This window comes from Lachnospiraceae bacterium (genome assembly GCA_025758065.1).
Taxonomy (GTDB): Bacteria; Bacillota; Clostridia; order Lachnospirales; family Lachnospiraceae; genus Enterocloster.
The window spans coordinates 1,481,481-1,502,759 of the sequence record CP107199.1; the positions used below are offsets into that span (position 1 = coordinate 1,481,481).

Sequence of the window (21,279 nt, forward strand, 5' to 3'; positions counted from 1 at the left end):
CATGGGAGTTATAACATATAAATGCCCTAATTGCGGCGGCGGACTGACATTTAATGCAGACATTCAGAAATACAGGTGCGAATACTGTCTTTCTGAGTTTTCACAGGAAGAGCTGGATGAGATAGAAAAGAAAGAGCTGGAAAAAGCAGAGAAACGGGCAGAGATCCAGGAAAATAATGTAATAACAGAGGATGTACCGGTTGAAACATCGGGGACACAGGCTGTGCAGACAGAAGACGCATCTGAAAATACAGGCAGAAAAAAGACAGTTACCTCTATCATGTACATTTGTCCAAGCTGTGGTGCACAGATTGTCACAGATGAGACTACGGCTGCTTCTTTCTGTTATTACTGTCACAATCCTGTTGTGCTGGAAGAAAAACTGCGGGGGGAATTTAAACCGGACTATATACTCCCGTTTCAGATCGATAAGAAAAAAGCCCAGGAGATATTTACCCAGTGGGTAGGACGGAAAAAATTCGTACCGGATTATTTCTTTTCTCCCCGCCAGATCGAGAGCATGACCGGTGTATATTTCCCTTATTGGCTTTACAGCTGCAAGGTAAAGGGAGATCTTCAGGCAGAAGGAAAGACTGTCCGTACCTGGGAGACGGCGGGTATGCGCTATACAGAAACGAAAGTCTATGATATCCAAAGACAGGGAGATATGAATGTAGACTCTGTAGCCAGAAATGCATTAAAGAAGGCCAACAGAAAGCTGATCGATGGTGTTCTGCCTTACCGTCTGAATGAGAAAAAAGAATTTTCCATGGGTTATCTTTCCGGCTTTGTGGCAGAGAACCGGGATATGGAAAAAGATGGTTTTGTAAATGAGGTTAAAGAAGAGGTACGGCAGTTTGCATTATCCAGCCTAAGCAGCCAGACCGGGAATTATTCCAGCGTCCAGGTGCGAAAGAATCAGGCGGATATTACCGAAGAGACCTGGGCTGCTGCCCTTCTTCCTGTATGGACAGTAACCTATAATGATAAGGCCAGAGGGAAGATCTATTATTTTGCTTTAAATGGCCAGACGGGAAAGATATGGGGAGAGCTTCCGGTGGATAATAAAAAACTGGCAGTTTTATTCTTAAGTATTTTTGTACCGGTGTGTGTGATACTGCTGTTTTTAGGGTATTGGATCGGCTGATGAGGTGATGAGATGAAAAAGATAAAAGGGATAATGATCTGTCTGCTGATCTGTACATTTTTAGTTATGGGCAGTATGGCAGTATGGGCGGACCAGACGGGAGCAGTAAGCGGCCAGCCCCGCGTATTTGACCAGGCGGGACTGTTTAGTGAAACAGAAATAATACAGCTGGAAGAAAAAATTGCCCAGTGCAGAAAAAGCACAAAGATGGATGTGGTCATAGTCAGCGCTTATGCAGACGGGGAACGTTCAGCAGAAGAATATGCAGATGATTATTATGACTACGGTGGCTTTGGTGTGGGAAAGAAAGCCAGCGGTGTACTGCTGTTATACTATATGGACGGACCTGGACAGCCGGGGGGAGAATGCTATATTTCAACTACAGGTACAATGATCAATATGCTTACAGATGAACGTATTGAAAGCATTTTAGATGATGTATATGGAGATCTGGGAAACCGGGACTTTGCAGGAGCTACGGAGCATTTTCTGGAAGATGTAAAGGCCTATGTAAAAGAGGGCGTGGAATCCGGTCAGTATACTTATGACCGGGATACAGGCGAGATCGTCCGTTACCACAGCATCCGCTTGTATGAGGTGGCAATAGCAATGGTGATCGCCGGAATTTTAGCTGGATCCGTATGTCTGGATATAAAAAAACGTTATGCTATGAAACAGAGCAGCAGAGAGGTATCAAACAGTCTTCAGGCTTACCGGGCGGACTGTGCGTTCCATTTTTCTGTTGCCGGGGACAAAATGGTCAATAAGTATGTGCGTTCTGTACCTATTCCAAGAAATACTTCCAGTGGAAGCGGAGGCAGAGGACATTCTGGAAGCAGTTCGGCAGGACGCAGCACAATACATACTTCCAGCAGCGGGAGCAGTCATGGAGGCGGCGGAAGACGTTTTTGAGAAGCTGGCACAATTTAAAAGCAGCAGCGTATGATGATAATAGATGCATCCGCTGATGCTTTATATAGATCTGCAGGTTCCGGAGCCTGGAGAGGCAGAGCTTTCTGGCTCTGCCTAGTATAATCCACAATAATTATCCGCCCCTTTCACTTGTCTAAATTTCCATATGCCGCGTCAGCTTCAATCGACGATGCTACTGGCATCGCCTCATTCAGCTTCCTTGCACATGAAAATTTATCCTGTGTGTAATGAATCGATAATTATCGTGGATTATACCAGTACATAAAATGTATGGTTTAGGATGTACAGATTACCGGAATCCGGGAAAACTTCAGGATCAGAAGGAAGCTTCAGGGGAAAGATATGAATTATACCTATATACTCCACTGCGCAGACGGGACATTGTACTGCGGATGGACCAATGACTTAAAAAAACGGCTCCATGCCCACAACAGCGGCACTGGAGCCAAATATACGAAGTCAAGAAGACCGGTGACACTGGCCTATTATGAAGCCTTTGGGACAAAACAGGAGGCCATGAAGCGGGAATATGCAATAAAACAGCTCCCCCGGAAGAAGAAGGAGGAGCTGATCGCCCATGGCTGTAATATGGACATATTCGTGGCTTCAGAAAGTCAGCTTTATGCCACGAACTGATACATCATCATATAGTGGCAGAGACTGCCGCCCATGACAAACAGGTGGAAGATCTCATGGGAGCCAAAGTACCGGTGCCTGGAATTGAAAATCGGCAGTTTCAATGCATATATAATTCCTCCTGCGGTGTAAATAATGCCGCCTGCTAAAAGCCATGCAAAGCCACCAGCTGGAAGTGCAGCGATGATCTTGGAGATAGCCAGGATGCACACCCATCCCATGGCAATATAGATCAGGGAAGAAAACCACTTGGGGCAGGTGATCCAGAGAGCATTGATGATGATCCCAACAAGGGCAATGCCCCATACAAGACCTAAAAGGTTCCAGCCGGTGTGGTCTCCTAAAACGATCAGGCATACCGGTGTATAAGTTCCGGCAATAAGGACGAAGATCATCATATGGTCCAGCTTGCGCAGACGCTTATTGATAACAGGAGAAATATTCAGTGTATGGTACAAGGTACTTGCCCCATACAGACAGATCATACTTAAAATAAACACCGCCAGTGCTGCCAGATGCAGGTAGCCTGGCGTTTTTGCTGCTTTGATCAAAAGCGGGACTGATGCAATGGCAGCGGCCACCATAGCGATCAGATGGGTAATGGCGCTTCCGGGATCTTTCATACGGCAGATATTTCTTTTTATTTTTGCACTCATAGCAGATACCTCCTTGCATGTGTCATATAAGCTTTGAAAACTTTTATATGTAGTAATCAATACTATATGTCATTACAATTAATACTATACAACAAGTGATGGAATTATGCAAGGATAAAAAAACGCCAGACTTTTTAAGGTCCGACGTTTTGTATTTATGATATGTTTTTACTGAATAATTTAAAAGCTCCTGTATCCGGTTTTATCTGAAAATCCATGATCCGGCCAGTTGCCGGATGTTTAAATCTTAAATGGCAGGCACACAAAGCAAGGCTTTTTCTTACAGCTTTTTCATTATTTCCGTATTTGCCATCTCCATAAAGAGGTGTTCCATGACCGGAAAATTGAACCCGGATCTGATGATGCCTGCCGGTGAGCAGCTTTATTTCCACCAGACTTAAGTATTGGGGATCCTTTTCCTCCGTTTGCATACAGTCTAACACTTTGTATTCCAGCTCAGCTCTTTTTCCGTCAGGATCAGACTTATCCACAATCCGTGAACAGTTGTTTTTCTTGTCCTGCTTAAGATAATCCACATATGTCCCATTGTTATCCACAGGTTTTCCACAGATCACAGCCTGATACCATTTTTCTATTTTTCCCTGCTGAAGGCTGGTACTAAGTGAAGCTGCAGCCTTGGGATTCTTGGCATATACCATAATACCAGATACCGGACGGTCTAGTCTGTGGATAACTCCTACATAAGGTGGCTGTGGATATTTGGAAGCTGTGGATGTTTCTTTTGTTAATTTGTGGATATCTTGTGGATGACTGGCCAGGTGTTTTCGTATTTCACTGACCATGTCCGGGGCAAAGCTTTTTCCACTTTGTGATTCCAGACCGGCTGGCTTTATTACGACTATAATATCGTTATCTTCATATAATATGGAAAGCATGGTTGGGTTTACCTTTCAGGTGTTATTATTTTAAACTTTCATTTATGGTGATGTCGCCTTATAATAAAGTTAAGAAAAGTTAATATCTTCCCGGACTTCAAAATGAGGGATCTCAGATCTTACAAAACTGGGGATAACTTCTCTGGCTGTCTGGATAAACTGGCGGGTTGCAGGAGATAATGAAGAACTATCCCGGTATAACAATCCGATTTCCCTTGAACTTACATGATGGTCCATGGAGCAGAAAATAGGTGTATAGTCAAATTTTTCTTCATAGGTAACAGTTACGGGAGCAAATCCAAAGCCATTGTTTTGCGGAACTAAACGGTACACGGTAGGTGAATTATCCAGCTCCATAGAAACAGAGGGGGATATTTGAAATTTTTTAAATTGTTCCCTTGCAAATTCATAGGTTCCATGTCCCGGTGTCAGGGAAATGAAAGGAATCTGTTCCAGAATACGAGGAGGAATATACTGGAGAACTCCCGGGATGTTTTCCGGAAGTATTAAGTTATGAAAAACAGCTGCAGTACGGCTTACAATAAGAGTCATTTCTTCTTGAAAAAGAGGGACAAATGTCAGACCATCAAGATCAGAAGGCTTTGAACATATAAAAAATACATCGATCGCCCCGTTTTTTACATCCTTTTGTAATTTAGCTGAATTTCCCTCGCTCAGCTTGACCTTTACTTTGGGACAGATTTTCTGATAGTCAGGAAGAATGCGGGGAAGCCAGCTGTAACAGCGGGTGCTGTGCATGCCGATCGAGATCTGGTTCTGAACATGCCCTGCAATTTCTCTCATTTCCTTATCCAGTTTTTCTTTCATTTCCAGGATCTTCAAAAGACCATCTATATATCGCTCCCCGGCATAGGTAAGCCGGATGGGAAAGGAAGACCGGTCGAATAGTGTTACATTTAATTCTTCTTCCAGGTTTTTAATATAACGTGTTAAAGCAGGCTGTGATATATGGCATTGTTCTGCTGCCCGTGAATAGTTTTTGGTATCGGCAAGTGCCAGAAGGTAAGTGACCTTATCCAGATCCATTTATGATCATCCTTTCTGCGGAATACAAACTGTAATAGAGGATGAAACTCTAATGAATAAGTATTCAGAAAATTCAATTCATTTATGTTATAGAATTTATAAATAATTAGTATTGGATTATATTTGCAAAAATAGTTACAATCATATTAGCTGAAAATAATAAGGCTGTCAATATGATGTAAAAACAGGAGGAGGAATCAAGATGCGAAAACTGGATATGGCATGGATCAACGGGAATATTTATACTGCAGATGATAAATTTTCCACAGCCGCTGCATTCGGGGTGTCGGGGGACAGATTTAGTGTTGTTGGCAGTACAGAGGAGGTTCTTGAAAATTGTGACGAACACACGAAGATCATAGATCTTCAGGGAAAAACGGTACTGCCTGGATTGATCGATGCCCATCTTCACATTACCAATACAGGTGCTATGAAGCTGAACCTGAATCTGGTATCAAAACAAAAGCAGGAGATCCTGGACATGGTTGCTGATGCTTACAGCAGTGCGAAAAAAGGAGAATGGATCATTGGACGGGGATGGATCAATGATACGTGGGATGATCCATCATTTCCTACCAAAGAAGACCTGGATGCTGTGGCTCCGGATTCACCGGTATACCTTACAAGAGCCTGCGGACATGCTGCATGGGCGAATACAAAGGCATTTGAAACAGCAGGGATCACAAAGGATACACCAGACCCGGCAGGGGGAGAATTTTTACATAAGCAGGATGGAAGTCTCCTTGGTGTGGTTACTGATCAGGCGCAGGATCCATTTAATAAAGCGATACCATCGTATACAAAGGAACAGATCCAGAAGATCGTATTGCTGGCCCAGCAGGAATTCTTTTCAAATGGTTTAACATCTGTTCAGGATGCCGGCTCACCGGAAGAGTGGGTGGAAGCATGGCAGGAATTATATGAAAAAGAGCGTCTGAAATTAAGGATCTATGTAAGTATGCGTGTACTGGGACGTCCGAATTACCAGGAACTGATGGAAGGCTCTTTAAAATTCTTTAAGAAGGGACTCCGAATTGGTATGTATGACAATCGTCTTACAGCCAGAGCCTATAAGATATCCCTTGATGGATCTTTAGGAGCCAGAAGTGCATGGATGTTAGAAGACTATGAAGACCAGCCAGGTCATAAAGGAAATGGAAAGTGGACAAATGACCAGTTGTATTCTGTATTGTATGAGGCGCGAAGGGCTGGTTTCCAGACCTGGTGCCATGCAATTGGAGATGCAGCTAATCGTCAGTGTCTGGATGTATATGAACAGCTTTTAAAGGAGCTTCCAGATAAAGATGCACGTCTTAGAAGTGAGCATGCCCAGATCATTGCCCCGGAAGACATAGAACGCTTCCGCAAACTGGGGGTTATACCTACTCATCAGACTGTATTTTTACGGACGGATAAAAATGTAGCAGATGCACGTCTGGGAGCAGAGCGCATAAAAGGTGCATATGCATGGAGAACATTGATCGACCAGGGAAATCCTTTACCAAACGGAACGGATTCACCGGTAGAAAGCTGCAATCCATTTTTAAGCATGTATTGTGCGGTAACAAGAAAAGATGAGCATTTAAAACCGGAAGGAGGATGGCATCCACAGGAAGCAATGACCCGGGAGGAAGCACTGCGTTCTTATACAAATTGGGCGGCCTACGCAGCATTTGAAGAGCAGTTAAAAGGCAGTATCGAGCCGGGAAAACTGGCAGATTTTGTTGTGATCGACCGTGACTATATGAAATGCCCGGAAGAAGAAATAAAAGATATCTGCTCCCTGCAGACAGTTGTTGGCGGAGAAGTTGTATATGAAACAAAGTAAAGGAGAATCAGGTATGGAGAAGACAAAAGAAGAAAAAAAGGGGTTGTTTTTCCGGTTTATTAATGGTGTTGAGGTTATTGGTAATAAACTTCCGCATCCATTTTATCTGTTTACGATCCTAATCGTGGTGGCAATTGTTCTTTCTGTGATATTTGCAGGTGTTTCTGTGACTTATGAAAGTGCATCTTCCAAAGGAACAGGCGGGGAAATTGTAACAGTGACTATAAAGAACCTGTTAAATAAAGAGACCATAAATTATGTAACACAGAATTTATACAGTATTTATTATAACTTTTCACCAATGATGATGATGGGTCTGCTGATGCTGTCCATCGGACTGGCAGAACAGGTGGGACTGTTCGGTGCGTTTATTAAGAGAACGATCGCAGGTGTACGTCCGGCATTTGTATTTGCCATTGTTTCATTTATTGCGATCAATGCAAATACAGCCTCTAATGCAGGTATCTTAGGCTGTACAGCAGTAGCAGCGGCGGTATTTGCTTCAATGGGGTATAATCCGTGGCTGGGCATCATTTTGGCATATGCGGCAGGTAATGCCGGAATGTCTGCCAATGTATTTGTTGGAAATCTGGATGTACTGTTAAGTGGTATCAATGAATCTGTATGTTCTTCTCTGGGAATCGACACCTCTACTGTACATGTACTTCAGAACTGGTATTTTATGTTTGCATGCGCCATTATCCTGACAGTGGTATTTACCGTGGTAACAACAAAATTTGTCAGAGGCTTTATCGGCGAAGCAAAGGATTTAAGTCTTATTCAGATTGGCTCTTCAGATAAAGATTTATCTCCCCTGGAGCATAAGGCACTCCGGAATACAGGGATCGCAGCAGTTATTTACCTGGCATTACTGGTCATCATATGCATTCCGCAAAATTCTGTTTTCCGTGCAGATGATGGAAGCCTTGTTCCTAACTCTCCGTTATTAAAGAGTGTGTTAACACTGTTATTTTTATTCTTTATGGTTACAGGAATTGCCTATGGACGTACAACTGGTGCTTTAAAAGACTGGAATTCCCTGCCTAAGATGCTTGCAGGCAGTATTAATTCCATGGTTAATTTCATGGTGATCGCACTTCCGGCCTCCTTATTTATTTACCTGTTTAATGCATCTAATATTCCGACTGCATTAGGTGCTGCAGGTGCTGAATGGATAAAAACATCAGGTATCAATGGATTTGGTCTTATTGTATTTATTGTATTTTTCTCTACATTTTTAAATTTATTTATGACTTCCGGATCTTCAAAGTGGATGATCCTGGCACCGATCCTGATCCCAATGCTTTATGCGATCGGCTTTAGCCCGGCTTTAACTACAGTAGCATACCGCATCGGAGATTCTGCTACCAATGCGATCGCACCGATCTCTTCTGATGTGGCACTGATCGTAGGCCTTCTGGGTAAGTATAATACAGACAAGAGTAAAACACCGGGTATGGGAACGGTTTTTGCAGGCTGTATGCCATATGCAATAGCGACTATGATCACGGAACTGCTTATTTTAGGTGTCTGGTGGGCATTTAACCTGCCCCTTGGCCCTGGTGTTACTATGTTTATCAAGTAAAGAGAGGAGAGAACAATATGGAGATGCCTGTTTTCACTATCCGGGGTAAAAACCACAGAGAACGTGGAGTAGACTATGGGGTTCAATGTAAAGAACTGATACAGGGAGTATTGGAACGCTATATCCGTTTTTTTAATGGCGGTCACACTGCGGTAAGCTGGGATGAAGCAAAAGTGATATCCAAAGAATTTCTTCCTTTTATCCGTTCTTACTCACCGGAACTTTTAGATGAATTAGAAGGGATCGCCCAGGGCGCAGATGTAGAGTTTGATGACCTTTTAACCTTAAATTCGCGGTCTGAAGCTATGACTCTGGTCCGCAGACCCCCTTCTGATAAGGAGGAACTGGATGGCTGTTCCAGCGTTGCAGTATTGCCGGATGCTTCTGCCAATGGACATACGATCCTGGCGCAGAACTGGGACACTTATACATGGCAGGAATTCGGCACCGTGATCTTACAGATACTTAGAGATGACGGTCCGGATCTGATGATCGTTACAGAGGCAGGACAGCTTGCCAGATATGGCATGAACCAGGCAGGAATTGCCCTGGGAGTCAACAGTCTGCAAAAAACATATAATCCTGAAGTTTTTGGAATCCCATCTGTATTTATCCGCCGTAAATTTTTGGAACAGGACCGTTATGTTGATGCGGTGAATCAGATATTCGGAGCGGAATCAATGCTTCCAATGTATTATGTGGCTGCTTATTGCGGCGGTGATGCCATGGGATTTGAAAAACTAAAGGATGGACAGCTGGTGCTGTATCCGGAAAATGGTCTGATAGCCCATAGTAACCATATCCGTCATCCACATTATGCATATCAGGTAGATGCACTGGGGGGAACTTTATATCGTGACAGAAGAATTTTAAAACATCTTCAGCCTAAAGCAGGTGCAGTCACCATGGAAGATATAAAGGATGCCTTTAAGGATCATTTTGGATATCCTTTCAGCGTTTGCAGACACGGTGATAGCAGAAAGACAGAGCTGAACCGGATCAGTACGCTTGGGTGTATCCTTATGGATGTGACAGACCGCCGCATCTGGGTATGTAAAGGAACCCCATGCTGTGGGGAATTTAAAGAATATATGTGGGAACGTCCGCATAAAAAATCTGACTGGGATCAGATAGAAAAATGGTGAAATAAAAATGAAGGATTTCAGGGCAGTAAAAACTGAATTGGCCTGTTACGCAGTGATTATTTTTGCAGCATTTTTAATGGGGTTTGCAATAAAAAACCTTTATGATCCTGTGAACCTTGTTACCGGTGGAGTATCCGGCATGGCGATCATATTTAAAAGTCTGTTTGATATACCCTTATGGCTGACAAATACATTACTGAATATTCCATTATTTCTGGCTGCCTGGCGTTTGAAAGGATGGAATTTTATTAAAAGGACATTTATAGCAACTGTGTCCTTGTCAGTCTCTTTGTATGTTTTGCCGGAAATGACCATTGCCGGAGATGATATCTTTTTATCAGCTTTATTTGGTGGTATTCTTTCCGGAGTTGGAACAGGGATTTTATTTGCAGTACATGCCACTACAGGGGGTACGGATATGCTCGCCGCCCTGCTTCATCTGAAGATCCGTCAATATTCTGTATCTCAGATCATGCAGGTCCTTGATGCAATGGTAGTACTGGCAGGTGCTTCTGTATTTGGACTGGGATCAGCATTGTATGCGATGATAGCGATCTATGCAGTGTGCCGCGTATCAGATGGAATTTTAGATGGTCTGAATTTTTCGAAACTTGCGATCATTATTTCTGAACGCAGTAAAGAGATCGCAGGTTCGATCATGAAAAATATGGAGAGAGGGGTTACTGCTGTAAGGTCAGTAGGAATGTATTCCGGAACAGAAAGGGACATGCTGTTTTGTGTTGTTCCCAGAAAAGAGATCGTCTGGCTTAGGGATATTGTCCGGGAATATGACAAGCAGGCGTTTCTTATTGTAAGTGATGTGAAGGAGGTATTCGGAGAAGGTTTTATTGAAGATATTTCCTCAAAATAAAAGATAATCAGAAATAACAGAAGGCTGTTTTCAGGTCATTCAATTTAAACGGACATGCCTGCTGACGCAGGCATCACCATTCATGAAAGCCGATTGCTCCGCACCTTTGGTGCTCCCGCAATCGTCGCCAGCATTCACAATCCGCGCTATCGCGCTCCTTGCTCATACCGGCTTGCCCGTCCGATACCCGTGAATTCGCTCATGCAAGCATGGCTCATTCGCGGCTGCCGTCCGGGACTTTCATAGTAAATGATCTGAAAGCAGCCTTTTATGATCATGGTAAGATCATGATAAACGCAGTGCCCAGTCTCTGCAGTCCCATACATCTGTAGCCAGACCTTCATAAAAATCCGGTTCATGGCAGATGAGAAGGATGCTTCCTTTGTAAGCCTTTAAGGCACGTTTTAATTCTTCTTTTGCATCTGCATCCAGATGGTTGGTAGGCTCGTCTAAAAGAAGAACATTGGTTTCACGGTTGATCAGCTTGCACAGGCGTACTTTGGCCTGCTCACCGCCGCTTAATACGCGGACCTGGCTTTCAATGTGCTTTGTGGTCAGACCGCATTTTGCAAGGGCGGAGCGCACCTGATACTGGGTATAAGACGGGAATTCCTTCCAGATTTCATCCAGACAGGTGGTAGTATTGCCGGGAGCCATTTCCTGTTCAAAATATCCGATGGAAAGATAATCTCCCAGTTCTACAGAACCGCTTAAAGCTGGTGTCAGTCCAAGGATACTTTTTAAAAGCGTGGTTTTTCCAATACCATTTGCACCTACTAAAACGCATTTCTGCCCCCGTTCCATAGTCAGGTTTAAAGGACGGGAAAGAGGCTCATCGTATCCGATGATCAGATCTTTAGTCTCAAAAATATATTTACCTGGAGTGCGGGCTTCCAGGAAATTAAATTCTGGCTTTGGTTTTTCCTTTGCCAGTTCGATCACTTCCATTTTATCAAGCTTCTTTTGGCGGGACATAGCCATATTTCTGGTGGAAACACGGGCTTTGTTTCTGGCTACGAAATCTTCCAGTTCTGCGATCTCCTGCTGCTGGCGTTTATAGGCAGCCTCTAACTGGGCTTTTTTTACAGCATAAACCTCCTGGAACTTATCATAATCGCCTACATAACGGTCCAGACGCTGGTTTTCCATGTGATAGATCAGGTTGATGACGCTGTTTAAAAACGGGATATCATGGGAGATCAGGATAAAAGCATTTTCGTATTCCTGAAGATACCGCTTCAGCCATTCAATATGCTGTACGTCCAGATAGTTGGTAGGCTCGTCAAGAAGAAGGATATCCGGTTTCTGAAGCAGCAGCTTTCCAAGAAGGACCTTGGTTCTTTGACCGCCGGAAAGCTCCGTTACGTCACGGTCCATACCGATCTCATCCAACCCAAGAGCACGGCCGACCTCCTCTACTTTAGAGTCGATCACATAAAAATCATGGGCCATTAAAAGATCCTGGATCGTTCCCAGCTCTTCCATCATGGTATTCATCTGCGCTTCATCTGCATCCCCCATATTGTCGCAGATATGGTTCATGCGCTCTTCCATTTCAAAAAGGGGAGCGAAAGCGCTTTTTAACACTTCGCGGATGGACATGCCCTTTTCCAGGACCGTATGCTGGTCCAGATAGCCTACATTTACATTTTTTGCCCATTCCACTTTGCCTTCATCAGGCATCAGTTTTCCGGTGATGATATTCATAAAAGTGGATTTGCCTTCACCATTAGCACCCACAAGACCAATGTGTTCTCCCTTTAAAAGCCTGAAAGACACATCCTGAAAAATAGCCCGGTCTCCAAAACCGTGACTTAAATGTTCTACATTTAATATACTCATTACAAACTTGTCTCCTTACAAAACAATAGATGGCAGCACAGATAAGCCCATTCTACATGAGAAAGTGGGCTATGGCAACCGGTTTTTCACAGCTATTGAGGTTTGAGGGGGAATATGTTAAGATGAGGCAAATAAGATGTATGTTGAAGCTGCAGCAAGGAGGTAAAACTGCTTATGGATAAACAAAAAATAAAGATCATCCGAAAAAATGACGAGTATTCTGCAGAATATCAGATAGGAGACATTTTTCAGGTGGACAGCACCTGGTATGGGGGAGCGAATGTTACAAGCGTATCGGGAATACCTCTTTCACTGGATAAGGATGAGTATGTGCTTTTAGAGGAAGCAGAGAAGGAAGTGCCGATTGATCATTACTCTTATGAGTGCGGTGTTATGGACTGCTTTTGTGAAATGGTGGCATCCGGCCTTAAAAAGCTGGCAATGAGCCATCCATGTGATACAAAGGCAGAGCGTGACTCCTATCTGCCCCAGGTAAAGCGGCTTTGCGAGAAATACGGGATCCTTTATCATCCACAGGATGAGGCGCTGATTACGGATCTGTTTTTGGCAGAGGCAAACCAGGATAAATATAATTATTTGTTTTTCCGTACCCAGGACGTTTATGAGACCTATCTGGAACTGAAAAAACGCCAGAAAGAGCTGGAAAGCCAGTGTGGCGGAACCGAGGAAGAACGCTACCAGCTGGCTGTAGATTTTGGAGCACTGCTTTCTTATCCGAAACAGGGAATACGCAGGCTGATCGAAAAAACAAGAGAAGCCAGAAGATAAAACAAAAAACAGACCTGCTGCTACAGCAGGTCTGACTTTAAAACAAAATGATTTTTATCTGTCTCCAGTATCCCTTCTTTTCGCATTTTACTAAGCTCTGCGGACATAGCGCTTCGGTCAATGCTTAAATAGTCGGCTAACTGCTGTCTGTTAAAAGGAATATAAAAATCCTGGCTTCCTGCTTTAGCAGCCTGGAAGGACAGATAAGATAACAGGCGGCTCCGTATGGACTTGGAAGAGGTGTGGAAGATACGGCGGGACAGGTTTAAATTTTTCTGGGAAGAAATATATAACAGGTTCTGGACTAAGCGGCTGTGATGGGAGCAGGCAGATGGATAGGCGGTCAGTACCCGGCCTGTATCTAAAAACAGGATCCTTGAAGGCTCAGCTGCAATCGCCGAGACCATAAGGGGTTCTCCGGGAAGACAGGCATAGCTTTCCGCAAAGGCAAAGCCGGGCCCCACGCTTTCCAGAACACTTTTATTGCCCCAGAGATCATCATTTTCGATCTGGACCCGGCCGGTAAGGACCAGTCCGATGGAATGGATCACATCTCCGGCGTGGAAGATGATCTCGCCTTTTTCGTATTCCTTTTCTTCCGTGCCAAGGCACTGGAGCATGGCATCGATCTCTTCCGGGGCTACATCTTTAAATAAGGGTGCATTTTCCAACAATTTATGATCCATTTTCTCTCCTTTTGTTGTCAGAACAACATACATTTGCAGGTGATTGTAGTATATTCCTTGTATAATGTCAAGGAGGTATAGAAATGATACGCAGGATCGTTCATATTGATGAAGAAAAATGTAATGGCTGTGGACTTTGTGCCCAGGCCTGTCACGAAAGTGCCATTGGAATGGTAAATGGCAAGGCGAAATTATTAAGAGATGATTATTGTGATGGTTTAGGCGATTGCCTTCCAGCCTGTCCGGCGGGCGCCATTTCCTTTATAGAGAGAGAGGCAGCTGCATATGATGAGGCAGCTGTACTTGAAAATAAGAAGAAAAAAGCAGCAGCAGGCGCTCATCCGGCACCGGCAGGCGGATGTCCGGGAACCCGTATGCGTCAGATGAACCGTAAAAACCAGGAAGCAGACCAGGCAGAAGAAAGCGCATTAAGTGCAGCGCCGATTACTTCCCAGTTAAGCAACTGGCCGGTACAGATCAAGCTGGCACCGATCAAGGCACCATATTTTGATCAGGCAAAGCTGCTGATTGCAGCAGACTGTACTGCCTATGCCTATGGAAACTTCCATAAGGATTTTGTAAAAGGCAAAGTAACTCTCATCGGATGTCCTAAATTAGATGACTGCGATTACAGTGAAAAATTGACGGAGATCATTGCAGCAAATGATATCAAGAGCGTCACTTTAGTGCGCATGGAAGTTCCATGCTGCGGCGGTCTGGAGCAGGCGGCCATCAAAGCTTTAAAAAACAGCGGAAAGTTTATTCCGTGGCAGGTGGTGACCATTTCTATTGATGGTAAGATACTGGATTAACTGTCTCTCTGCCCGGTGGCTGGGAAAAAAATAAAAAGCAAAATGGATATCACTCCCCGCCCAGCAGGCGGGGAAAAGATCATAGCAGGAGTAAACAAAAATGGCATTTATTAAAAACATTGAACACGAAACCGTACTTCCATTAGCAGACCAGGTAACTGTGCAGCCAGGTCAGATCGTCAGCCGTACACTGGCCCAGAACAAAGCTGTAAGTATAACCTTATTTGCATTTGACAAAGGTGAAGAGATCAGCACCCATGATTCCACAGGCGATGCCATGGTACAGGTGTTAGAGGGAAAAGGCAAGTTTACAGTAGGCGGAAAAGAGCATTTCTGCTGCGTTGGTGACGTTCTTATTATGCCAGCAAAGGTTCCTCACGCTGTTTATGCGGAAGAAACCTTTAAAATGCTGTTGACCGTTGTATTTCCAACAGAGCAGGAGTAAAAATGGGACTTCAGGGAGAAAAAAAGCTGGAAGATATTCTTACAGGAGCTTTGATCGGACTTGCCAGGACCACATATAGTCATTTAAAGACAGAAAACACAGACAGGGTGGTAACATGCGCCCTGTCTGTCCTGGTAAGAGTGGATGCAGATGAAAAAGAGCTTGAGAAGCAGTTAGAACAGATAAGGGCTGAAAAACTGGCAGTTGCCCCAGGCTGCGCCACCTGCGTGGCAAAGTGCGGAAATACAGACGATTACGATATGGACCGCTTCTGGAACGGACCGGTCCAGGTACGCTCTCTTAAGATACGCCTGTTTTCAGGATTGAAAAAAACAGGACGGGATGTATTTAAAGTTATTGAAAATGGAAATGAAAAAGACAGCCGTTTCCAGGATATCATGGCTGCTGTTTACAAAGGACTTTTTATCCTGGCAGAGGACTGGGAACCGGAGCAAATACTCCCGGCTATAGAAGAAATGGATGCTGCAGAGATCACAGTAAAAGAACTGCTGTAAACAGTATCTGTAAAAGTAAGGCTTTAGAAAAGTTTTAGAAAAATTTGGCAAAAATGCCAGATAAGTATTAGCGGGAATCAACTTGAATCGCAAATGCAAATATGGTAAAGTATGATGTATAATTAAACCATGAGTGTAATTCCACCTGGGGATGGTACTTGAGATAAGAGGAGGAAAAAAAGATGCCAAAGCGCAGTAAAGAGAACGACAGCAGGAGAATGCTGAAGCATCTTTCCGCTATTTTAGAAAAAAGCGGTGTTATCATATTTGAATATCATGTAAAAACAGATACTTTGATACGTTACAATAAAGAGTTGGAAGTAGATGCAGAGATTCCGGAATACTGCGATTATCTCAGGGACAAAACACGGATATATCCAGATGACCGATGGAAAGCTATTGAATTTTACAGCGGACGTATCAAAGGCCCTATTGATATCAGGGAAGTAGATGATGATGGCGGTATTTCCAGAAAACGTCTTGAGACAGTTTCCATTTCAGAAGAAGGGGATGCAGGGGAATCAGACATTCTTTTTGGCATGGTCATTGATGTGACTGGGGAGTGGCACCAGGAAGAGCGTTTAGAACATGAACTGGTCCAGATGAAAGCGGCAGGGACACCGTGCAGCTGCTGCACTGGTTATCCGGAATATGACAAGGTTACAGGACTGCCTTCCTTCAACCGCTTCAGGGAAGAAATAGACAATGTGCTCACTGACGGAAAGGGAGAAGGCTATCTTTTAGTTTATACAGATCTTGAAAATTTCAAATACTTTAACCGTAAATATGGATATGCAGCCGGAGACCAGCTGCTGAGGGAATTTACCGGTTATATTATTGATACACTGAAAAAGTGCAATACCGCTCATTTTACCAGAGTGGTAGCAGATCAGTTCCTGCTTTTCTTTGAAGAAAAATGGAATGACACTTCTATAGATGCCATCAATCGTATCAATAGTGGATTTATTGAACGGCAGCAGAGAAAATACCCGGAAGCGAAACTGCGTCTGCGCACCGGCGTTTATAAAGTAGAAGGGGACTGCGCCGGGGCGTCCTTTGCTATTGATGCTGCAAACTATGCAAGACATCAGATCCAGGACAATTCTCCGGTAACAGTCTGCGTTTATGACAAGACTATGGCAGACCGGCAGAATATGGAAAATGAGATCGCCACAGGGATTGACAAAGCCATTAGAAACCGGGAATTTAAAGTATATCTTCAGCCACGCTTCTCACTGACCACAGGAAAGATCGTAGGGGCGGAGTCCTTAGTCCGCTGGCAGAAAGAAGACGGAACACTGCTTCCGCCGGACAGCTTTATCCCGGTTTATGAGAAAAATGGCCGTATCATTGACCTGGATTTCTATATGTTTGAGGAAACAGTAAAACTCCTGGCAAAATGGAAAGAACAGGGACTTCCACAGCGTCTGATCTCTATCAATGCGTCAGCGCTCCATGCCCAGAACAGCGATACCATCCATCGTTATACTGCTATTCTGGAAAAGTATGGTGTGGATCCGGCTCTTACAGAATTAGAGCTTACAGAAACTGCCACTGTTTCTGATTATGACCATGTAAAACAGTTGTTTGCAAAGCTTCGGACAGTTGGTTTTCGGACTGCTTTAGATGATTTTGGAGCAGGCTATTCAGTATTAAATACAGTTATTGATATTCCGGTAAATACGGTGAAAGTAGACCGGGCCTTTATTAATAACTGCGAGATCACTCCCAAGGGTATTTATTTCCTTCGTGAGATCATCAACCTGTTAAAAGGTCTTGGCTATCATATTGTATGTGAGGGAGTTGAGACACCGGAACAGGCGTCCATCCTTAGAAATACCATGTGCGATGAAGTTCAGGGATACTGGTTTTCACCGCCGGTACCAGTAGATGAATTTGAAAAAATGCTGCAGGAGGGGCGGTAGTTAGATGTTTTCTCGAAGCCTTTCATGTAGCATTTACTGACTCTCTTCCAGGAACGTGCATTCTGCTGGCAATCGCTATTGCAGGGGTTGCAGTAAGTAAAGTAGTTCCTTTAAAACTTCCTATTGTTGCATATGTTTCTATTATCGGACTGCTGGCAGCATCCCCTATTTCCCCATGCCGTGAATTTGTCATTGCATCTGCCGGAAAGATCAATTTCACCGCACCTCTTACTATGGTAGGCGCATATGCTGGTGTTTCTATCAGTGACCAGATCAATACCTTCTTAAAACAGGGCTGGAAAATGATACTGATCGGTGTGTTTGTCATGACAGGTACTTTTGTATTCTCAGCAATTATTGCTCAAATGGGATTAATGGCTGCAGGAGCGATCTAGGAGGTCAATATGGTTGATTTACGTATTACTCATGTATCTGTCTTGACAGAAGACGGAACGATTTTAAAAGACCAGACAGTAGATGTGACAGATGGCCGTTTTTCAAAGATCGCACCTGCTTCTGAAAGCAGTTTAAAGGTCAAAGAACCTGGAAAAGCTGCACCACAGGTATTAGACGGCTGCGGCAAACTTTTGATGCCTGGTCTGGCAGATTGTCATATGCATACAGGACAGCAGCTGCTAAAGGGCCGCGTGTTAGATGAACTTCCTATGATCTGGACCCGTATCATGCTTCCTTTTGAGAGTACCCTGACACCGGAAAAAATGAAGCTGAGTGCGCAGCTGGCTGCTCTGGAAATGATCCGATCAGGAACTACGGCTTTTATTGACGCAGGAAGCTATCATATGAAAGAAGCTGTGAAGGTTTATGATAAGGCGGGACTGCGTGGAACACTTTCCCTTTCTACCATGGATGAAAAAGGACTTCCGGAGTCTATTGCAACTACAACAGAAGAGGCTGTTGCCCGGGCAGATGATTTTTATGAATTCTGTGGGGAATATAAGAGACTGAAGTCAGCTTATGCTTTGCGTTCCCTGATCTCCTGTTCTGAAAGTCTGATCCGCCAGATAACAGAGCATGCAGATGACCGTCAGGCTCTTTTACAGGCTCATATGAACGAATATCCGGGAGAAGTGAATTTCTTTCTTCAGCATTTTAAGATGCGCCCTTATGAATATCTGGATTCATTGCGTGTTTTAAGTGACCGTTTTATCGGTGCCCACAGCATCATGGTATCGGCCCATGAAAGATCGATCCTTCATGAACGGAATGTGCAAGTATGTCACTGCCCTTTCAGCAATTGTGCAAAAGGAGTTCCGGAAACACCGGCTCTTCTGGAAGATGGCATTTGTGTAGGACTTGGTACAGACGGTGCAGCTCATGGTGGATTAAGTTTATGGAATGAAATGAAGATATTCCGTTCTGTAATGAATGTAAAACATGGTGTTGCCCAGAGTGATCCGGCCATTATGCCTGCAGCCCAGATCATTTCCATGGTTACAAAAGAGGGATATCACTTGATGAAAGAAGATGGAGGTATCATTGCAGAAGGCAAAAAGGCGGACTTTATCACCATTAATATCATGCAGCCTCATTTATATCCTACTGGTAATCTGGTGAATACCCTGTTAGAATGTGTTACAGCGTCTGATGTCTGTGATATGGTTGTAGATGGAAGGCTGCTGATGAAGAATCGTGAAATCCTCACTCTGGATGAAGAAAAAATCTTTTATGAAGCGATGAAATACATGGAGGAAGTAAATACATGATCACAGGTATCACATTCTGGCTGATCGTAATAATGGTCAATCTGGTGGTAGGAGCCTGTGTGGGGCTGACAGGTGTAGCAGGATTTCTTCTGCCTATCATATATACATCTCTTCTGGGACTTGGCACTACAGAAGGGCTGGCCTTAAGCTTTGGAGCTTTTATTGTATCCGGGCTTTTAGGCTCTGTTAATTACAAAAAGACTGGAAATCTGGATGTGAGATTTGGGCTTAAATTGAGTGTAGGAAGCCTGGTAGGAGCTGTTTTCGGTGTGTGTCTTAACATGCTGATTCCGGAGTCCGGCGTAAAAACTTTGCTATATACAGTAGTTTTTCTTTCTGGTATCTCCATTCTTTTAAGAAAAGATAAAAAGGCAGCTGCCAGTGATGAACAGGCAAAGGACAGTACATTTGTAGGAAATCTTCCCGCTGTTTTAGGTCTTGGAACAGTCACCGGTGCCATTTGTGCTCTTTCGGGAGCAGGCGGACCGGTATTGGTAATGCCACTTTTAGTCCTTTTGGAGATCCCGGTGCGCACTGCAGTTGGTGTAGCATTGTTTAATTCTATTTTTATTGGGATTCCTGCATGTTTAGGATATTTTTCCCAGTGTATCTCAGTCCGGCTTTTGAAAATATTGGCTGCAGCCCTGGTATTCCATGGTATCGGCGTTTATTTTGGAAGTAAAAATGCAGTCCGCATCAATCAGACATTATTAAAAAAAGGCATTGCCGTATTTTCCATCTGCATTGCCATCTGTAAGCTGTTTCTGTAAAAGGAAGCAGCTTTTTTAAATAGGGTTGAAAAAAATGTCAAAACTGATTAAACTGATTACATGAATATATCATATAGAAAGACTGCAAATGGGATCTGTGTGGAGCGCTGCTACACATTAGATAACAAACTGGTGATACCGGACACCATAGAAGGACTTCCGGTAACAGAATTGGATACATATACATTTTCCCAAACTGTGCGAAGGCGGGAGCAGCCGGCAGTAGAACGGGAAGGAGAGCCGGAAATGTGCGGCGAGGTCCTGGAGGAGCTTACGCTGCCGGAGCATCTGGAAAAAGTGGGAGCCTATGCCTTTTATAATTGCTTTCATTTAAAGAAGATTTCCTGCTGCAGTACAGTGAAAGACTGGGGCGCAGGAGTATTTACCGGCTGTACCCGGATAACAGAACTGGATATACGCATTTTTCCAGAGGTAAAGTCCAGTTTTAAAGAGATCCTTTCAGAATTGCGGCAGATGCTGGTAGTAGACTACCGGGATGAACAGGGAAAACTGCTGGCAAAGCTTATTTTCCCGGAGTTCTTTGAGGAGTCTATAGAAAATACTCCCGCCCGTATCATTATGCGGGAAATGCATGGCTGTGGCCATATGTACCGGTATTGCTTTAGCGGAACTGATTTTCAGTTCTGGGAATATGACAAGCTGCTGCCAACAGCAGAAATCTTAGAAAGCCCGGTTCTCGTATGCCGCATGGCTCTTTACCGTCTGTATTGGCCAAAAGGCTTGACAGAGGAATGGAAAGAAGAATACTGGAAGTATATCAAAAAACATCCGGAAGAAGCAGCAAAAGGTCTTGCAGAACGGGGGGAAAGAGAAATCCTTTCCTGGCTGGCACAGAAAAAAGAAACAGACGTCCGGATGATAGAGCAGATGATACAGGCTGCTGCCGGGCTGGGGGATGCCCAGGTTTTGGCCATCCTTATGGATGCAAGGCACAAAAAGCTGGGGGCGCAGGCGGGCGGTAAACCGAAGCCCCAGCCCCGCACTTTTGAATTATAGAAGAGGAGGA

Annotated in this window: 22 protein-coding genes; 16 read left to right on the forward strand and 6 right to left on the reverse strand. The window is 44.0% G+C overall.

Features of this window, described 5'->3' with window-relative positions; genetic code table 11:
- Window position 1: 1 nt before the first annotated feature.
- The 3 genes from OGM16_06815 (at window position 2) to OGM16_06825 (ending at window position 2,716) form a co-directional block, all read left to right on the forward strand.
- Window positions 2-1,147: a TFIIB-type zinc ribbon-containing protein gene (locus tag OGM16_06815; GenBank protein UYJ47950.1), complete on the forward strand. Its 1,146-nt coding sequence runs from the start codon at window positions 2-4 to the stop codon at window positions 1,145-1,147.
- 12 nt (window positions 1,148-1,159) lie between these two features.
- Window positions 1,160-2,059: a TPM domain-containing protein gene (locus OGM16_06820; GenBank protein UYJ47951.1), complete on the forward strand. Its 900-nt coding sequence runs from the start codon at window positions 1,160-1,162 to the stop codon at window positions 2,057-2,059.
- Window positions 2,060-2,422: 363 nt separating this feature from the next.
- Complete coding sequence (locus OGM16_06825; protein UYJ47952.1) at window positions 2,423-2,716, forward strand: GIY-YIG nuclease family protein; 294 nt, start codon at window positions 2,423-2,425, stop codon at window positions 2,714-2,716.
- On the opposite strand, the gene OGM16_06830 is transcribed toward OGM16_06825, so the two are convergent.
- From OGM16_06830 to OGM16_06840, 3 genes are all read right to left on the reverse strand, one after another.
- Window positions 2,701-3,372, reverse strand: coding sequence for a hemolysin III family protein (locus OGM16_06830; protein UYJ47953.1), 672 nt, complete (start codon window positions 3,370-3,372; stop codon window positions 2,701-2,703). The genes OGM16_06825 and OGM16_06830 overlap by 16 nt on opposite strands.
- A 155-nt stretch (window positions 3,373-3,527) precedes the next feature.
- On the reverse strand, window positions 3,528-4,268 hold the full coding sequence (locus OGM16_06835; GenBank protein ID UYJ47954.1) for an RluA family pseudouridine synthase: 741 nt from the start codon (window positions 4,266-4,268) through the stop codon (window positions 3,528-3,530).
- 69 nt (window positions 4,269-4,337) lie between these two features.
- Window positions 4,338-5,315, reverse strand: a complete 978-nt coding sequence (locus tag OGM16_06840) for a LysR family transcriptional regulator (protein ID UYJ47955.1) — start codon at window positions 5,313-5,315, stop codon at window positions 4,338-4,340.
- A gap of 202 nt (window positions 5,316-5,517) precedes the next feature.
- On the opposite strand from OGM16_06840, the gene OGM16_06845 reads away from it, so the two are divergent.
- From OGM16_06845 to OGM16_06860, 4 genes are read left to right on the forward strand one after another with little or no spacing between them, the layout of a single operon-like run.
- Window positions 5,518-7,143 carry an amidohydrolase gene (locus OGM16_06845; GenBank protein ID UYJ47956.1) on the forward strand — a complete coding sequence of 542 codons (1,626 nt, stop codon included), beginning with the start codon at window positions 5,518-5,520 and terminating at the stop codon, window positions 7,141-7,143.
- A gap of 13 nt (window positions 7,144-7,156) precedes the next feature.
- Window positions 7,157-8,728, forward strand: a complete 1,572-nt coding sequence (locus OGM16_06850; GenBank protein UYJ47957.1) for an AbgT family transporter — start codon at window positions 7,157-7,159, stop codon at window positions 8,726-8,728.
- A 17-nt stretch (window positions 8,729-8,745) separates the two neighbouring features.
- Window positions 8,746-9,873 (forward strand): C45 family peptidase, encoded by a 1,128-nt coding sequence (locus tag OGM16_06855; protein ID UYJ47958.1) that lies wholly within the window; start codon window positions 8,746-8,748, stop codon window positions 9,871-9,873.
- 7 nt (window positions 9,874-9,880) lie between these two features.
- Complete coding sequence (locus tag OGM16_06860; GenBank protein UYJ47959.1) at window positions 9,881-10,744, forward strand: YitT family protein; 864 nt, start codon at window positions 9,881-9,883, stop codon at window positions 10,742-10,744.
- 285 nt (window positions 10,745-11,029) lie between these two features.
- Here the strand turns inward: OGM16_06860 and OGM16_06865 are convergent, their stop codons facing one another.
- Window positions 11,030-12,586: an ATP-binding cassette domain-containing protein gene (locus OGM16_06865; protein UYJ47960.1), complete on the reverse strand. Its 1,557-nt coding sequence runs from the start codon at window positions 12,584-12,586 to the stop codon at window positions 11,030-11,032.
- 174 nt (window positions 12,587-12,760) lie between these two features.
- Here OGM16_06865 and OGM16_06870 point away from each other — a divergent pair, with 174 nt between their 5' ends.
- Window positions 12,761-13,375 (forward strand): hypothetical protein, encoded by a 615-nt coding sequence (locus OGM16_06870; protein ID UYJ47961.1) that lies wholly within the window; start codon window positions 12,761-12,763, stop codon window positions 13,373-13,375.
- Between the two features lie 20 nt (window positions 13,376-13,395).
- On the opposite strand, the gene OGM16_06875 is transcribed toward OGM16_06870, so the two are convergent.
- Window positions 13,396-14,061 (reverse strand): Crp/Fnr family transcriptional regulator, encoded by a 666-nt coding sequence (locus OGM16_06875; GenBank protein ID UYJ47962.1) that lies wholly within the window; start codon window positions 14,059-14,061, stop codon window positions 13,396-13,398.
- 83 nt (window positions 14,062-14,144) lie between these two features.
- On the opposite strand from OGM16_06875, the gene OGM16_06880 reads away from it, so the two are divergent.
- The 4 genes from OGM16_06880 (at window position 14,145) to OGM16_06895 (ending at window position 17,758) form a co-directional block, all read left to right on the forward strand.
- Window positions 14,145-14,873 carry a 4Fe-4S binding protein gene (locus tag OGM16_06880; protein ID UYJ47963.1) on the forward strand — a complete coding sequence of 243 codons (729 nt, stop codon included), beginning with the start codon at window positions 14,145-14,147 and terminating at the stop codon, window positions 14,871-14,873.
- Between the two features lie 100 nt (window positions 14,874-14,973).
- Window positions 14,974-15,318, forward strand: a complete 345-nt coding sequence (locus OGM16_06885; protein UYJ47964.1) for a cupin domain-containing protein — start codon at window positions 14,974-14,976, stop codon at window positions 15,316-15,318.
- A gap of 2 nt (window positions 15,319-15,320) precedes the next feature.
- On the forward strand, window positions 15,321-15,833 hold the full coding sequence (locus OGM16_06890) for a hypothetical protein (GenBank protein UYJ47965.1): 513 nt from the start codon (window positions 15,321-15,323) through the stop codon (window positions 15,831-15,833).
- Between the two features lie 182 nt (window positions 15,834-16,015).
- Window positions 16,016-17,758: an EAL domain-containing protein gene (locus OGM16_06895; GenBank protein ID UYJ47966.1), complete on the forward strand. Its 1,743-nt coding sequence runs from the start codon at window positions 16,016-16,018 to the stop codon at window positions 17,756-17,758.
- A gap of 22 nt (window positions 17,759-17,780) precedes the next feature.
- Here the strand turns inward: OGM16_06895 and OGM16_06900 are convergent, their stop codons facing one another.
- Complete coding sequence (locus OGM16_06900) at window positions 17,781-17,978, reverse strand: hypothetical protein (protein UYJ47967.1); 198 nt, start codon at window positions 17,976-17,978, stop codon at window positions 17,781-17,783.
- Window positions 17,979-17,991: 13 nt separating this feature from the next.
- Here OGM16_06900 and OGM16_06905 point away from each other — a divergent pair, with 13 nt between their 5' ends.
- The 4 genes from OGM16_06905 to OGM16_06920 are packed head-to-tail and all read left to right on the forward strand — an operon-like array spanning window position 17,992 to window position 21,269.
- Window positions 17,992-18,153 carry a hypothetical protein gene (locus OGM16_06905; protein UYJ47968.1) on the forward strand — a complete coding sequence of 54 codons (162 nt, stop codon included), beginning with the start codon at window positions 17,992-17,994 and terminating at the stop codon, window positions 18,151-18,153.
- A gap of 9 nt (window positions 18,154-18,162) precedes the next feature.
- Entirely contained in the window at window positions 18,163-19,482 is a 1,320-nt protein-coding gene (locus tag OGM16_06910; GenBank protein ID UYJ47969.1) for an amidohydrolase family protein, read from the forward strand.
- An 8-nt stretch (window positions 19,483-19,490) separates the two neighbouring features.
- On the forward strand, window positions 19,491-20,252 hold the full coding sequence (locus OGM16_06915; GenBank protein ID UYJ48408.1) for a sulfite exporter TauE/SafE family protein: 762 nt from the start codon (window positions 19,491-19,493) through the stop codon (window positions 20,250-20,252).
- A 60-nt stretch (window positions 20,253-20,312) separates the two neighbouring features.
- The gene (locus OGM16_06920) at window positions 20,313-21,269 is read left to right on the forward strand and encodes a leucine-rich repeat protein (GenBank protein ID UYJ47970.1); all 957 of its coding nucleotides are present in this window, start codon (window positions 20,313-20,315) and stop codon (window positions 21,267-21,269) included.
- The last annotated feature ends 10 nt before the right edge of the window (window positions 21,270-21,279 follow it).